The organism is Nostoc sp., from assembly GCF_036919595.1.
GTDB lineage: Bacteria > Cyanobacteriota > Cyanobacteriia > Cyanobacteriales > Nostocaceae > Nostoc.
Genome location: NZ_JBALCO010000055.1, coordinates 1 through 13,576, shown reverse-complemented (window position 1 = coordinate 13,576; position 13,576 = coordinate 1). Strand labels below are relative to the sequence as shown.

General features: G+C 40.2%; 15 protein-coding genes and 1 pseudogene. 7 read left to right on the top strand and 9 right to left on the bottom strand.

Features of this window, described 5'->3' with window-relative positions; genetic code table 11:
* Window positions 1-51 precede the first annotated feature (51 nt).
* Complete coding sequence (locus V7K21_RS07245) at window positions 52-225, bottom strand: hypothetical protein (RefSeq protein WP_335172852.1); 174 nt, start codon at window positions 223-225, stop codon at window positions 52-54.
* Window positions 226-562: 337 nt separating this feature from the next.
* On the opposite strand from V7K21_RS07245, the gene V7K21_RS07240 reads away from it, so the two are divergent.
* A complete protein-coding gene (locus V7K21_RS07240) occupies window positions 563-1,129 on the top strand; it encodes a DUF2854 domain-containing protein (protein WP_335172850.1) in 567 nt (188 codons plus the stop codon).
* Between the two features lie 614 nt (window positions 1,130-1,743).
* Here the strand turns inward: V7K21_RS07240 and V7K21_RS07235 are convergent.
* Window positions 1,744-2,004: a chlororespiratory reduction protein 7 gene (locus V7K21_RS07235; protein WP_335172848.1), complete on the bottom strand. Its 261-nt coding sequence runs from the start codon at window positions 2,002-2,004 to the stop codon at window positions 1,744-1,746.
* Between the two features lie 615 nt (window positions 2,005-2,619).
* Between V7K21_RS07235 and V7K21_RS07230 the strand changes: the two genes are divergently transcribed.
* Window positions 2,620-2,820, top strand: coding sequence for a hypothetical protein (locus V7K21_RS07230; RefSeq protein ID WP_335172846.1), 201 nt, complete (start codon window positions 2,620-2,622; stop codon window positions 2,818-2,820).
* A complete protein-coding gene (locus tag V7K21_RS07225) occupies window positions 2,808-3,836 on the top strand; it encodes a PleD family two-component system response regulator (RefSeq protein ID WP_335172844.1) in 1,029 nt (342 codons plus the stop codon). The genes V7K21_RS07230 and V7K21_RS07225 overlap by 13 nt, the downstream gene beginning before the upstream one ends.
* 85 nt (window positions 3,837-3,921) lie before the next feature.
* Here the strand turns inward: V7K21_RS07225 and V7K21_RS07220 are convergent, their stop codons facing one another.
* Complete coding sequence (locus V7K21_RS07220; RefSeq protein WP_335172842.1) at window positions 3,922-5,127, bottom strand: histidine kinase; 1,206 nt, start codon at window positions 5,125-5,127, stop codon at window positions 3,922-3,924.
* Between the two features lie 584 nt (window positions 5,128-5,711).
* On the opposite strand from V7K21_RS07220, the gene V7K21_RS07215 reads away from it, so the two are divergent.
* Window positions 5,712-6,014 carry a hypothetical protein gene (locus V7K21_RS07215; protein WP_335172840.1) on the top strand — a complete coding sequence of 101 codons (303 nt, stop codon included), beginning with the start codon at window positions 5,712-5,714 and terminating at the stop codon, window positions 6,012-6,014.
* 680 nt (window positions 6,015-6,694) lie between these two features.
* Here the strand turns inward: V7K21_RS07215 and V7K21_RS07210 are convergent.
* Complete coding sequence (locus V7K21_RS07210) at window positions 6,695-6,997, bottom strand: hypothetical protein (protein WP_335172896.1); 303 nt, start codon at window positions 6,995-6,997, stop codon at window positions 6,695-6,697.
* Here V7K21_RS07210 and V7K21_RS07205 point away from each other — a divergent pair.
* From V7K21_RS07205 to V7K21_RS07195, 3 genes are all read left to right on the top strand, one after another.
* Window positions 6,909-8,303, top strand: coding sequence for an S-layer homology domain-containing protein (locus tag V7K21_RS07205; protein WP_335172838.1), 1,395 nt, complete (start codon window positions 6,909-6,911; stop codon window positions 8,301-8,303). The two genes, V7K21_RS07210 and V7K21_RS07205, sit on opposite strands and share 89 nt — an antisense overlap.
* 144 nt (window positions 8,304-8,447) lie before the next feature.
* Entirely contained in the window at window positions 8,448-8,615 is a 168-nt protein-coding gene (locus tag V7K21_RS07200) for a PEP-CTERM sorting domain-containing protein (RefSeq protein ID WP_335172894.1), read from the top strand.
* A 20-nt stretch (window positions 8,616-8,635) separates the two neighbouring features.
* Window positions 8,636-9,682, top strand: coding sequence for a M42 family metallopeptidase (locus V7K21_RS07195; RefSeq protein ID WP_335172892.1), 1,047 nt, complete (start codon window positions 8,636-8,638; stop codon window positions 9,680-9,682).
* A gap of 161 nt (window positions 9,683-9,843) precedes the next feature.
* Here the strand turns inward: V7K21_RS07195 and V7K21_RS07190 are convergent, their stop codons facing one another.
* The 5 genes and pseudogenes from V7K21_RS07190 to V7K21_RS07170 form a co-directional block, all read right to left on the bottom strand.
* Window positions 9,844-11,256, bottom strand: a complete 1,413-nt coding sequence (locus tag V7K21_RS07190; protein WP_335172836.1) for a hypothetical protein — start codon at window positions 11,254-11,256, stop codon at window positions 9,844-9,846.
* On the bottom strand, window positions 11,253-11,591 hold the full coding sequence (locus tag V7K21_RS07185; protein ID WP_335172834.1) for a hypothetical protein: 339 nt from the start codon (window positions 11,589-11,591) through the stop codon (window positions 11,253-11,255). The genes V7K21_RS07190 and V7K21_RS07185 overlap by 4 nt, the downstream gene beginning before the upstream one ends.
* 243 nt (window positions 11,592-11,834) lie before the next feature.
* Window positions 11,835-12,224 carry a CHAT domain-containing protein gene (locus V7K21_RS07180; RefSeq protein WP_335172890.1) on the bottom strand — a complete coding sequence of 130 codons (390 nt, stop codon included), beginning with the start codon at window positions 12,222-12,224 and terminating at the stop codon, window positions 11,835-11,837.
* A 40-nt stretch (window positions 12,225-12,264) separates the two neighbouring features.
* The gene (locus V7K21_RS07175; RefSeq protein ID WP_335172888.1) at window positions 12,265-12,564 is read right to left on the bottom strand and encodes a CHAT domain-containing protein; all 300 of its coding nucleotides are present in this window, start codon (window positions 12,562-12,564) and stop codon (window positions 12,265-12,267) included.
* Between the two features lie 78 nt (window positions 12,565-12,642).
* Window positions 12,643-13,576: pseudogene (locus tag V7K21_RS07170) on the bottom strand (CHAT domain-containing protein); the annotation flags it as partial.

Genomic DNA, 13,576 nt, shown 5'->3' with positions numbered 1-13,576 from the left:
GTCGGAATAGCCTGAAGTTGACGGTTAGACCGACGCAGTTTTTGATAATTTCTACTCTACCGGAATGGTGCGTCTAAATTCATCAATTAATTCATCCAGTTCTTCCAAAGCCTGATTTACGTCAACTCTCAAAGTTCCCAGGTTAGGTTGCTCCAGTAGGCTTAACAGGTACTCGCGTTTGCTTTGAACTGCGGCAATTCGTTCCTTTATAGTCTGTACATCCATTATTTTTTCCCATGTTTAAATACCTTTAAATTTAAAGTTAACTCAAAATTCAACATTCTGGGGCACTATACGCCCTTAGTAATTTACTACACTAACTTTCCTCCCTTAAAAACTCTCCGTGTCTGGTGTACCCTTACTCAAAAGCCAGCTAGCAAGAGCGTCTCTGATCGGAGAAACCAAGCCAAAAGCTCTTGACTTCTCTTTGTGTCAGTCTTAATCTGGCAATTTTGAGTTGGTTGAATTATTACCACCTGGGGACGATGTTCTTTCCTAATTTGTTACTCATAGCCGATGATAATAAAACTGAGGTATTCAGACTTTATACTAATTTAAGCTCATGCTACGCCAAATCTCTTTGGGAACACTCGGTTTAACTATCGGTGGCATATTAACCATCATTGGCTTCGTCGCCTATGCTGGTGATAATGCCACACTCAATCTTGTTGGATTTTTTTACGGGATTCCTCTGTTGTTAGGAGGGCTAGCGCTGAAAGCTAATGAACTTAAGCCAGTACCATTTAGCCTAACTACATCACCGTCAGCATTGATACTACGTCAGCAGCAAGCAACTGATACTCAAAATAAAATTCGCAAAGACATCACCCGATATTGCTACGGTCAAGATGCTCATCTAGATACAACACTTTCTTTTCTGGGTTTGAGTCCCACAGACCAGGAACGACCAACAGTCACAGGGTTGCGAGAAACAGAAGTTAATGGCAACTATGCCCTAATTTTGGAATTTGATTCTCCGCTAATACCAATTGATGTGTGGCAAAAAAAGCATGAAAAAATGACCAACTATTTTGGCCCCGGATTGGAGATTCAAATAACGCAGCCATCTGAAAATAAAATTGAGTTAGCTCTGATCAATACTAAAAAAGAGTCACTCGTCAGTAGTTAATAGTCAAGAATCAAAATTATTCTTACCTAAACGCCATGCCTTTATGGCTTGTCATTACCCATATTTATGTAACAGTCAAAGTGTTGCGCTAATTGACATGGCACCCATAACTTAAATTCTGGACTAATAGCTTCTATTTACTAAGCGTGAACTTCAATTTTCACTTTCACAAAGGATGTCCATATACATCGCTTAAAATATTGTATTTAGTCCTTTTGAGAGGAATGCAAGCTATTAGCCTCAGAATTTATTTCAAGGCGGGATAACAACGAAGTGGAAGATTTATTTGATATTGGTAATGACAAGGTTTTTAAGTATAGGGTTTCTCCCCTGCTTCCTGCGTTCGCGCAGTGTCTCCGTCAGGAGAAGTTCTGATGCCTGTAGTGGTCACTGAGTAGCTGATGAGCGTAGTCGAACCATGCCGTACCCCTACGGGAATCTTGCTAGCAAAAGCGTCTCGTAGAGAAGTGCAGGCTACACCAACGGATAACGCAGGGTAAAGCCTGCGGCATGGCAACTCTTAGAGAGGCTGCGCCAACGCTTAGAGGGAGTCATTGAGCATCGGAAGCTACTTCTTCGTTAACTCCTTTTCTGCTAAACAACTGACCAAAAAGTTATTTTTCTAAACGAACTGCATACCACTGTAAATATTGCCCAGGCCCAATATCTAATTCGCAGCTAGTGTCGAGTAAATATTGTGCTTGAGCTTCCACAGAATTAAACTTTTGCAAGTCAGGCGGCAAATCTTGAATTATGAGTTGTTGGATAGTTGTTTTGAGCTTTTCTAACAACTCTGATTGTGTCAGAAATTGTTCTGGCTGATTTGTTTCTAGAACAACAAAATGATCCTGTTGATACATTAATGAATCTGGCATTTTAAATATTTAGTAGACGTAAATAAATTTTAATTTTATTAGAAAAACTTCTTGTTGTTTGTATCGTCAAAAAGATGGCAGTTTTATCTGCTGTCTGTAAACAAATTATAAGGTTTGTTTGTTACAAATATTAATTCTATTTAGTATATCTATATTTAATATAACTTTAATGACTAAATTGCTGTTTTTCCGAAGAAACAAACTATTTTTTAATATCACTAGATATAACTGAATCGAATTCAAGGAGAATTTTTACTTAAGTTATTTACTCAGAATGACTTGAAAATTAAGCTTTGCACTAAGCTTAACTTAAATATTATGTAATTATACTAAACCTCTGCAAGCCTTGCAAATAGACTAAATAAATTTCAGTCGGGTGATATTAGTCTTTAGTATTAGCTTTCTTCTGAGCACGCTTTGGCAATTGCTTTGCCCTGTCTCACTAGGTTTCTAAATTAACTACAGAACTAAATAATTAAGGTGTGCATTTATAATTTTCAAAAAAATCGCAATTTGACTTTAACAATAGGGAAATATAAAAGTAACATTTCCTCCCATAACCATAGCCGAACGAAAAGGTAACAATTGCCTTCGTGTTCCAATTATAGATTGTCTATGCAACTTAGTTATCTACCGCTTGCTTGGCTCACTAACATTGAGCAGTTTAGTGTCAAAAAACAGTTGATTGTAAAGCCCAATACAGCTTTGCCGCAAATCCTGGCATTGATGAAAAGAGCGATCGCCCCCATGCGATCAAGTTGCACAGTCTTTTTCAGGATAGTCCCGCAAGTGGAAAGCAACTCATGTCAGGCATAAGCCCATTTTCTAATTCTAAGCAGCAACCACCACTGATTTTAGTGGCTGATGATGACAAGAGTGTTCGAGTATTCTTGCGTAAAGCTATGGAAAAAGAAGGTTATCGAGTGGTCGAGGTCAATGATGGTAAGCAATGTTTAGATGCTTACGAGACTATCAAACCAGATATAGTTTTGCTAGATGCTGTAATGCCTGTGATGGATGGGTTTACCTGCTGTGAGCACTTGCTCCAAATTGCCAAAAATAATTTAAAATCAGCTGTTGAAACCTTTGACACTGACTCGACCCTTAACAATACTGTGATCCCCAAGATATGGGAGCACACTCCCATATTGATGATCACATGCTTGGACGATGAAGAATCCGTAAACCGTGCTTTTGACGCAGGGGCGACTGATTATGTGACTAAGCCAATTCACTTGCCTGTATTGCGCCGTCGGTTGCGCGGACTGCTAAAGCAAGCGCAAGTATACAAACAATTAGAGGCAGCAAACCAAGCTTTGGAGCACCTTGCCTATGTAGATGGCTTAACTGAGTTGGCTAATCGTCGCCGCTTTGACAATTATCTCAATACTCAGTGGATTAATCTGGTACAAAAGAAATCTCCCTTGTCAATGATTTTGGGTGATATCGACTTTTTTAAATTTTATAACGACAGATATGGCCATCCTGCTGGGGATATCTGTTTACAAAAGGTGGGTACTGTCTTAAGCCTTAAAGCACAAAAGCATCAGGATTTAGTAGCGCGTTATGGTGGCGAAGAATTTGCTGTGATTATGCCATACACCCCTGCATTTGGCGCAGTTCACGTTGCCGAAATGATACAAGCAGGAATCAAAGATTTGCAAATTGTTCATGACAGGTCTGTGGTAAGTCAGTATGTCACCCTCAGTATGGGCGTGGCTACCATTGTCCCCACTTGGGAATCCTCACCTTCAGATTTGATTGTGCAGGCAGATAAAGCACTCTACCAAGCGAAGGCCGGGGGGCGCGATCGCTTTGTCTCAAGTTCTTAGTTCTGCTTTGACCAATGCCCAATACAACTCTTGGAAAGGCTGCGCGAATGCTCGCTACAAGTCGCTCAGTAGAAGTGCTTAATCCCTAAGAAGGATAAACTGGCAGTGTGAAGTGGAACCATGCTCCATTATTGGGGGCAGAGTCTACCCAAATTTGACCATAATGTGCCAGGATGATACGTTGGCATAAACAAAGACCAATGCCATAACCTTCTGTACCTTCATCCCGTTGCAAGCGAAAGTGGTTTTCAAAGATGCGATCGCGATTCTCTACAGGAATACCAGGTCCAGTATCGCCAATACTGAACTCAACTTTCTGGGTAGTACGGTGCAATCCGGCAACACTAATCTTGCCACCTTCTGGGGTGTATTTGATGGCATTATCCAACAAATTTACTAGCACTTGGCGGATGCGTTCTGGGTCAGCATATACATATGGCAAGTCATTGGGAATATCTGTTTCTACCTCTTGGCATTTGGCGGTGTAGCGATCGCACAATTCTTCTAATACATCTAAGCACAGTTTTCCTAAATGTAACTTTTGTGGTATAATGGGCAGTTCTGTATCTTTCCCACGACCTACCTGCAAAAGGTCGGCAATCATCCGGTCAATGATCTTAGTTTGATTACGGGCTTGTTTTAATAAATGTGCCGTCATCGATGGTTTGAGGCGCTGAAATTCCCCTTTCTCTAAATTGTAATTAGATTGGAGAGTTTCTATGGCGATCGCGACAGCAGTTAAGGGATTGCGAAGATCGTGTGCCAGCATAGCAATCACCCGGTCTTTAAACTGTAGCTGCTCTTGGAGGTTATCTTTTTCCTGTTTCAAGCGAAAAATTTCGTCTGAGAGTCGGATTAGTTCAGCAGAAACAGCAACTGAATGGATAGTGGATTTGGGTAATGTCGCCCTAGCTTTGTCCTCTATACGTTCTTGCAAGTCTTCCTGTAATTTTAAGTAAGCGTCTACAGCGGCTTGCCAGCGAGGCCACCAGTTTTTCAATTGTGCTATTATATTACTCCCAGCTAAAATCTGTCGTGGCTCCGGATGGATTTTGATTAAAGCTGGCGTTGCAATCAATTTAAAGTGTTCTGCTAAGTAAGGTTGTTGTCCAATATCGATAATTTGAACTTCAAAAGTATACTCAGCCTGCAATTCTTTTAAGTAAGCACGTATTCGCTGCACCTGTTGTCGGGACTTTGGGCGTTCATCGACAAATAGTAACAGTTGGAGTGGAGCCTCAGAATAAATAGGCTGATCCTGGGAAACTTGCATGTAATCGTGTTTCAGCACTGGTAACAACCTGGCGACGTTTTACAGAAAGTAAAATTGACTGACGGTTGTCGATGATCATTGTTTTTTCTTCATTCAGACTCCGATTAGATCTGCGTTTTTGACATCAGACATATCTTTTTCAGCCTTTTGCCCCTTTTTGGCTAACTTTACCTCCAAGAAACACCTTTCCCCTTGAATAATATAAGTCTTAATTTGCCCTGAATCAAAAATATTCGCCAGAACCAGCAGGTAGAAAGGTTTAATACTATGTCAAATTGGCTAGTTGAGCAGCATGTCAATTTGATTACTCGCCTTGAACTAATGATCACTGTACCAAACGCAGATGCTAATTGTATCTAATCTATCAGGAAGCTGTTAACTGTTCAGACCAAGTTTGTAGAGGGTTTTCTCAACCGCCAGTGCATCCGATGAAGTGTCTTTTTTGCCTTTACCCAATCATTAGTTAGTAGGATTAGGAAAACAGCTATAGCTGACTATGTACTACCTCTATAACTTGCAAAGCCCACCCTGTACCCAGCCTTTTCTAAAAGAACCCGTGCCCTATCCCAGAAAACAGGAGATGGATTGCCTAAGAGAAAGCAATGGAAAACATAGAGGCGATGCCTACGGCGGTAAACTACGCACTTTTAGAGTCAGCACTCACTGCTTTCGAGGCTGCTAAGAAACTTGTGGCTACAGTACGAGTAGCACTTTCCCTAGAAAATCAATTTATAGATATTAGGGAAACTGCTGTGACACTTGAGTGCTTTGCCTATGACCCCAGTTACCAAGAACCACAAACTTACGCCGCTAAGCTCCTGGAATTGCTTAACATTGGCATTTTCCACCTATTGCCTTATTCAGCTTACCATCGTCAGATGAATAATCTCCAGAATCGATTGTAAGCGAACGTTAGCGAACTTGATCTATTCCCTTGCTTGGATGAGGCTAAGGGGGGGCTTTAGTCCTAGTTTATCACTTCAGTTGCTTGGCGATCGCATTACAACTAGTGCATCTGCAAGGAGATTAAAGCTTTTCCTAGCTATGCTGTTCTTTGGCAACTTCTCAATCAGTTATCCACTCTGCCAACTGAATATTTCCACAACTATCTAAAAAATTGATTCTCAATTTAGTACTTTGATAAGGCAACAATTTCAGCACTCAAATCAAGGACTAAAGTCCTGACTACGAACTGATTCACCCATCCAACTTGGTGTGGTGAACTACTAACTTTGAGGAGCAAAATTATAAAACTCTTATCTAGCAAGTATTTCAGGTTTATTTCTGTTTTTTTTCCCAAAGTGTTATTTTGTCAGAATTTTAGGGAACTCTATAAATAAGCATGGGAATTATCAAAACCTAATGGCTGTAAAACAAAGACAATACGGTAGCTTTTGCTACCGTTTACTCATTTTTAGAGATAGGGCTTAGTTGACGTTTAAATAAACAAACCTATCGCAGTCCTAAATCATTTGTAAAAATAAATTAACCGCAGAGGCACAGAGGAGGGCAGTTGCATGGGCGGGTTTCCCGACTTGAGCAAACTGCCCGTAGCGCAGAGAGAGGAATCGGAGATTTTTACGACTCATTTAGGATTGCTATAGCAGATATCATCATCTTCACTAACAGAGACATTTACCAAGAGGATGTGGTGAATTGGTAGTGTCTTTTGGTGATAGAAAGAGGCATAGAGCCAGAGGAAAGGGGGTTTTTTCAATATTCCAGTCCCCAATGCCCCATGCCCATTTAATGAACAGTCTGCGCTAGGGTAGGAATTGAAACTCAATTTGTGATTTCCTGTGCTTCCCTGTAAACGTTCAGCTGTATTTCTAATTTGGGCTGTTCTACTGACTTCGTTAACAGCCTGTGCTAACAGTCCAGTCGCCAAAAATCTTGAGCAATCTTTGGCGGCAGATCCTAAGCTGCAAAGCAATCCAGTTGTCTTTGGAGAATCTCAGGGTAACCAACCACAAGCACAGCAAAACGAATCAACAGTTCAGTTACCATCTGATTTTCCCAAAGATATCCCACTGTATTCCAATGCCAAACTACAGGAAGTTACACCTGCTAGCGGTTCAGAAAACAGAGTCTCAACTCGTTGGTTGAGTTCTGATCCCAGTAACTTTATTGCTAGCTTTTATAGCAGCCAGTTTCAAACAAATAACTGGCAGATTTTGCAACAGCCAACAGATAATGCGGCAGATGTCTTTGAAGCACGTCGTAACGATTTGCTATTGAAGGTTTCCATTCAGCCTAAATCAGTTACTAACGCCACACCTAATCAACCCCAAACAGCTACTGAATTACTGATTGAGTACGTACCGAATAGTATCGGTACGGCACAGCCTACCTCAACTACAAATCTTAACGAAACTACTAACGCCATTCCCCAACCAGGAGATCCACGGTTCATTGGGCCGATACCACCTGTAAACTTGGCAGCACAGCCACCAAGTACAGCTAATAACCAAACAACTCCTACAGCTGCACCCGAATCTCAGGAATTCAACGATCTCAATAAGATACCGCAAGAATGGCGGCAACACATCCAAGACTTGGCTGCATTAGGTGTTTTATCCATAGAGCCAAAGGCAATTAAGAGCAACTCTATTACCACAACTAACCAGTTTGAACCCGGTAAAATCGTTACACATCGGGAATATGCCCGTTGGCTAATTGCTGCTAACAATGCTATGTATCCTAGCAATCCAGCTAAACAAATTCGCTTAGCATCAGAAAGTACTCAACCAGCTTTTAGTGATGTGCCTGCAAAAGACCCTGATTTTCCAGCAATTCAGGGATTAGCCGAGGCTGGGTTAATTCCCAGTCCTTTGTCTGGAGATTCTACAGCAGTTTTGTTTCGTCCTGATGCACCCCTAACGCGGGAGGCGTTGCTGCTGTGGAAATTACCCCTAGATACTCGCCAAGCTTTACCCTCTGCTAACTTAGATGCGGTCAAACAAACCTGGGGTTTCCAAGACGCAGCGCGAATTGACCCTAAAGCTTTAAGAGCAGTATTGGTTGATTACCAAAATAGCGAACAATCGAATATTCGGCGGGTATTTGGTTATACGACTCTGTTTCAACCTAAAAAACCAGTAACTCGGGCTGAGGCTGCTACAGTTTTGTGGTATTTCGGCACTCAGGGTGAGGGTGTATCGGCTGCTGAGGCTTTGAAATTAAAGCGAAGTTAAAGCGATGTCTACGAAGGGTTACGCAATTCTGTTGCGGTTAGTTGATAGCCAGCCTGCATAAAAGTGGGCAATTCTATCTCTAGGATGAAAACTTTGCTATTTCTTTTTAATGTACCTATTTTTTATTAAGAAGCAAACACTGCACTGGCGGCGATTGAGGCTAAGTCTGTACCTGAACCCTCAATAAACTTGGGGATTTTAGCACTCGGTGCTTTTGGTGTGGTAGGAGTGCTGAAGCGTCAACAAAAAAGGTCAGCACTTGTATTAGCAGGTCGGGTTGTTGATGCACAATTGTCCCATAATAATAGTTGAAAATTAAACTAACTGTATTGATGTGGGATTACGATCGCTTATTTGAAATTATTGAAGAATTGGTCATGCACCATTCTCCTAGTGGTGCAGAAGCTGAGATTAACCAGTTGTTGATGCAACGATTTGCGGCGCTGGATGTAGAAGTCTGGTGCGATCGCGCCGATAATATTATTGCGAAAATTCCAGGCAAAAATCCAGACCGAGCGATCGCTATCACGGCACACAAAGACGAAATTGGCGCAATTGTCAAGACTCTTGGTGATGGAGGTCGTGTTGAAGTCCGTAAACTTGGCGGTTCTTTCCCGTGGGTTTATGGCGAAGGCGTTGTCGATTTACTTGGAGATAACGAAACTATCAACGGTATTCTCAGCTTTGGTTCCCGCCACGTTTCCCATGAATCGCCGCAAAAAGTCCAGCAAGAAGATACTACTGTTAAGTGGGAAGATGCCTGGATTGAAACGAAGCTCACATCTGCTGAATTAGAAGCAGCTGGCATTCGACCTGGAACTAGAATGGTAGTCGGTAAACATCGCAAGTATCCAATTAGGTTAAAGGATCATATCGCCAGTTATACCTTGGATAACAAAGCCTCTGTTGCCATTTTGTTAGCTTTGGCTCAAAACCTGAAACAGCCAGTTGTTGATGTTTATCTAGTGGCGTCAGCAAAAGAAGAAGTGGGAGCAATTGGGGCGCTATTTTTTACCCAAAACCAGCGTTTGGATGCCTTAATTGCTTTAGAAATTTGTCCCTTATCCGAGGAATATCCTGTTAAAGATGGTGAAAGTCCTGTACTTTTATCTCAAGATGCTTATGGGATATATGATGAAGGGCTAAATGGCCAACTGTGCCACTGTGCTAAACAGTTGGATATGCCGATGCAGCTAACGATACTGAGTCAGTTTGGTAGTGATGCTTCGATTGCGATGAAATTTGGTCATGTTGGGCGTGCTGCTTGTTTGGCGTTTCCTACCCAAAATACCCACGGTTATGAAATTGCTCATTTAGGAGCGATCGCTAATTGTATTGATTTGTTAAAAGCTTTCTGTGAAACTGATTTTGAGGAATAATTCCAGGCTTTCACTCGAAGGAGCGATCGCATATCAACCCAAGATAGCGTGAATTTTTCTGGTTGTCGAAAATGCGCGTAGGCGTAGCCCGTCGTAGACATCGCACAGCAGAATTATTCCTACTATCGATGTGGCTTGAGTCGGATAACTTGCTCTAATGCCTACTTCTGTTTATTTCTCTTTGGTTTCGGTTGAGTGACCCACCACGCCACCATACCAAAGATAACGGTAGCAAAAACACTCCAAAGTAAAGATGACACCAAGGGGTGAACTGGGTACTTGAAATTTATCTGTGGTGCAAAGGGTTTATCTATGTGTCCGGTGACGACACCAGAAACTATTGCACCGCCACCAAAAGCTATACCTAGTACTTGGATGGTGCGTTCTAAAGAGCGATCGCGTTCAGCTTGTTCTATTTCTACTATGCCACGAATTGAGTCTATGGCTTTACTCAATAATTCCGAACCGTGGCGGAAATAACCTAAATCTGCATTTATTTGTTGTTGAAAGAACAGGCAGTTTCTTTCACTGAATATTTCTAGAAACTTGATGTTTTCACCTGTTATATCATGAATCTGCTGCAATCTCTCGGCGTAGTTATAGGCATTAATCGCAATAGTATTTTGATATTCTTCTAGATTTCGCAGCAGATGTGTATATGTTAACGATGATTGGGGTAAAGCTTTTAGTTGGTCTTTTAAATCGGTTAAATTTACTGTTTTGGTAGATTGATTATTATCTAATTCAGGTATTTTTTCAATGATTGTTTCAATAAAGCGATAGCCTAAATCTAGTTGTTTGTAAATTTCTCTACTATCTTTGTAAGCTTTTACAGCTTTAGCGCGGAAGAAAAATAAGTCTAATAATTCTTGATAGCATTGATTCAATTTATCATCTGCTTGTTCGTCGGCAAATAACCAAATTAAAACGTGCTGATAGTTAGATAGTTGACTAAATAAACCATATTCAAATATAGGACTGCCAAATAATTCACCTTGGCGATTTAATTGCGGTAGAAGATAGTTATCAGGAAATACAGATTTTAAACATTCGTTTGCTATTTGTTGGATAATTTTTCTGTCTCTTACACCTGTTAACCAAGCAGTAATTAGCAAAGTTTGACCGATAAATAAAGGATTATCTTTAACGGTAAGACAGTTGTCTGGATTTAATTTACGTATAAATAAGATATCTACATCATCTGTCTTATTATTATTTTCTCTTTCTGGACGACGTAGATTTAGCCATAAACTGTAGCTGTCGTAAAGTCGTAAAGGATGAGCAAAACCTTCAATTAGTAAGTTTTGATTTTGGTCGAAAGTAATACCGTCAAAAGAGACAGCGTAGTTATCATCGATAACTTCTTTCTCATTGAGTAAATCTACACGAGGGCTATTTGGTTCTTTATTTACATCAATACGCTGGTGGAGATGTAAATCTTGGTGTAACGTTATGTCAACTATTTTATCACCAGTGTTCCAAAGAAAGTTTTTATCTGTTGGTGTTACGTCAATATTGGCGCTTTTATAAAGTTGAAAGGCGAATAAATGAATATTAGGTGCATAGATTTTCATGGTTGATGAGACTGATGTATTTTTTTATGGTGCAGTTTTTTAAGTTCGTCTTGCACAACTCTGTAACGATTTTCCTGAGTATTTTCTTGAATTTCTGGCTTGGTTTTACTGACTTTCCCTATTTCTCGTTCTTCAATTAGTACAGCGTCTCTAACATCTTCATATTCAATGTACCAATGGCGAATTGCTTCGGAAAATAAATCTGGTGATTGGGCTTCTAATTCGGCAAGTTTTTTTTGTAGTTCTGGAATGGCTGTAATGGCTTTTGATGAGAAAACGTAATCTTGATTTCGCACAACTTGGGTAAATGCTTGAATGAGTTTATCGGCTTCCATTGGTTTATTTTTGTGTTGATTGCATGTTATTGTATTTGATTTTGATGGGCAATGAGCAATTGCCTATTGTTTATTAGACCTCTTGCAAAATCCTTGATCACCCCTCCCAACCCTCCCCTTGTGAAGGGGAGGGAACAAGATTTCTTATTTCCCCCCTTTATAAGGGGGGATTAAGGGGGGTAATTTGACTTGTGTATACACGGTAGCCTTATATAAGGGGGGATTAAGGGGAGTCTATTCGACTTATGCAAGAGGTCTATTGCCTAAAACAGGTGATATCGCACAAAATGCTGCCCAGAATTCTGGCTTTTTAAATGGCTGTTGTTCTGGTTTGTATTGCGTATCTAAATAATCTATAAATTGCTGTTTTTTTACTAATTCCATTTTATCTAGACCTTGAAGCCAATCTATTATTTGTGTTTGATTAGCTTGACGTAGCCATTGCTGGGTATGATTAAGTGCTAAGGGCATATTATATTGATAATTAGGCAAAAGCTCATAAAATTTAATCATTAATAAAGCTGTGTGAAAATCACTCACTGCCCATAAGCTACTAATAATATTGGCTGCGCCAGCACGAATAAAGCCACTTGCCAAACTTATATATTCATCGCTGTAATTATTAAAATCAATAAAGCCTGTCTCGCAAGCAGAAAGACAAACAAGACGGCAGTTATTGAAGTCGAAATTGAAAGATATCTTCTAGGGTGAGGCATTCATCTAAATCTATTAATTTTTCGTCATCAACTCGTAGGTAGCGAGATGAGTTGCTATAAGCAGGAATTTCAGAAATCACTGCATCGGCTAGCTGTAAGCCTGATTTGAGAGGTAAACCCAAATTAAAATATCCATGACAAGAAAAGTGTAGCCATTGAGAATTGGCGAGATTTTGATTTGTTAGTTGTGCTGTTAATGCTGTTTTGGTGGCTTGGTGATGTTTGAGAATTTGGTGGGGTTGAAAGTTTGCGGCAATCGTCTCAACTTCGATATCGGTAAAGTCTAAATCATTTGTAGGATTTTGAACAGCAAAAAGGTGACTTTGTTGATTTAACTATAAATAATTTAATTTTTTAGCTTTGAATTGAGTAAACCTCAACAGTTGACAACTAGGTGCATAACTCACACCACCAGGAAATTTATCAAATAAATACTCTGGTGTTGAGGTGTCGTTAGCAGATAGGGGAATAGCGTGGAAAGATAAGAGGTGTAAATAACGATGGGGAATGAGAATTAACTTTTGGCAATCAGAGGGAACGAGGGAAGTTATTTGATTGAGATGCAGGATTTTAGTTAGCTGAATAAGTAGATCGCTTAACTGAGAACGCCACTTTGGTTTATCGCTATCGTAAAGCTGGAGGTAATTATTAATCCAATTTTCCAGATTTTCTAAGTCTTGTTGCTTGGATTGCCAGATTATCAATTTGTTGTGAGTGATGATGAAAGCGCGAAAACAATCAGTGAAGATGTACCACTGAATGATTGCAGTTTCGTTGTCTAAAAGGTTTTGAATTTCTGCAAAACGGATACTGTTAGCAACTAAAGGCAAATTTTCTTGACTTGCTGATGCTGCTTTGGTTAACAATTCTACTAAATTGCGGGTTTTGCTACGTTCAATATATTCTATTGCCTCAGTGTCTTTTAACAATGCTAGGCAAACTTCTATCATGCGTCTATAAAGTTGGTTCCATTCTTCTGCTTGTTTGCGCTTGGCTTCCTCGCCAGAAACAATTTCAAGCCGCAAAGCTTCTACTGTTTCTATTGCTGCAACAAAGGTATTGTAAGCTGAGTCAAACTGGTTTTCGTCTTGGTATAACCTGCCGAGATTTAACAAAGTTTCTGCATGGTTCTGAGGAAAGGCGCTCAAGGTTCTAACTTTGAGTGCTTGATTAAAAGCAGCGATCGCTAATTCAATATTCTTGGCTCGTTCTCCGAATATTCTGTCACCGTAAGCATTCCCCAGATTATTTTGCGTCATTGCCCAATCT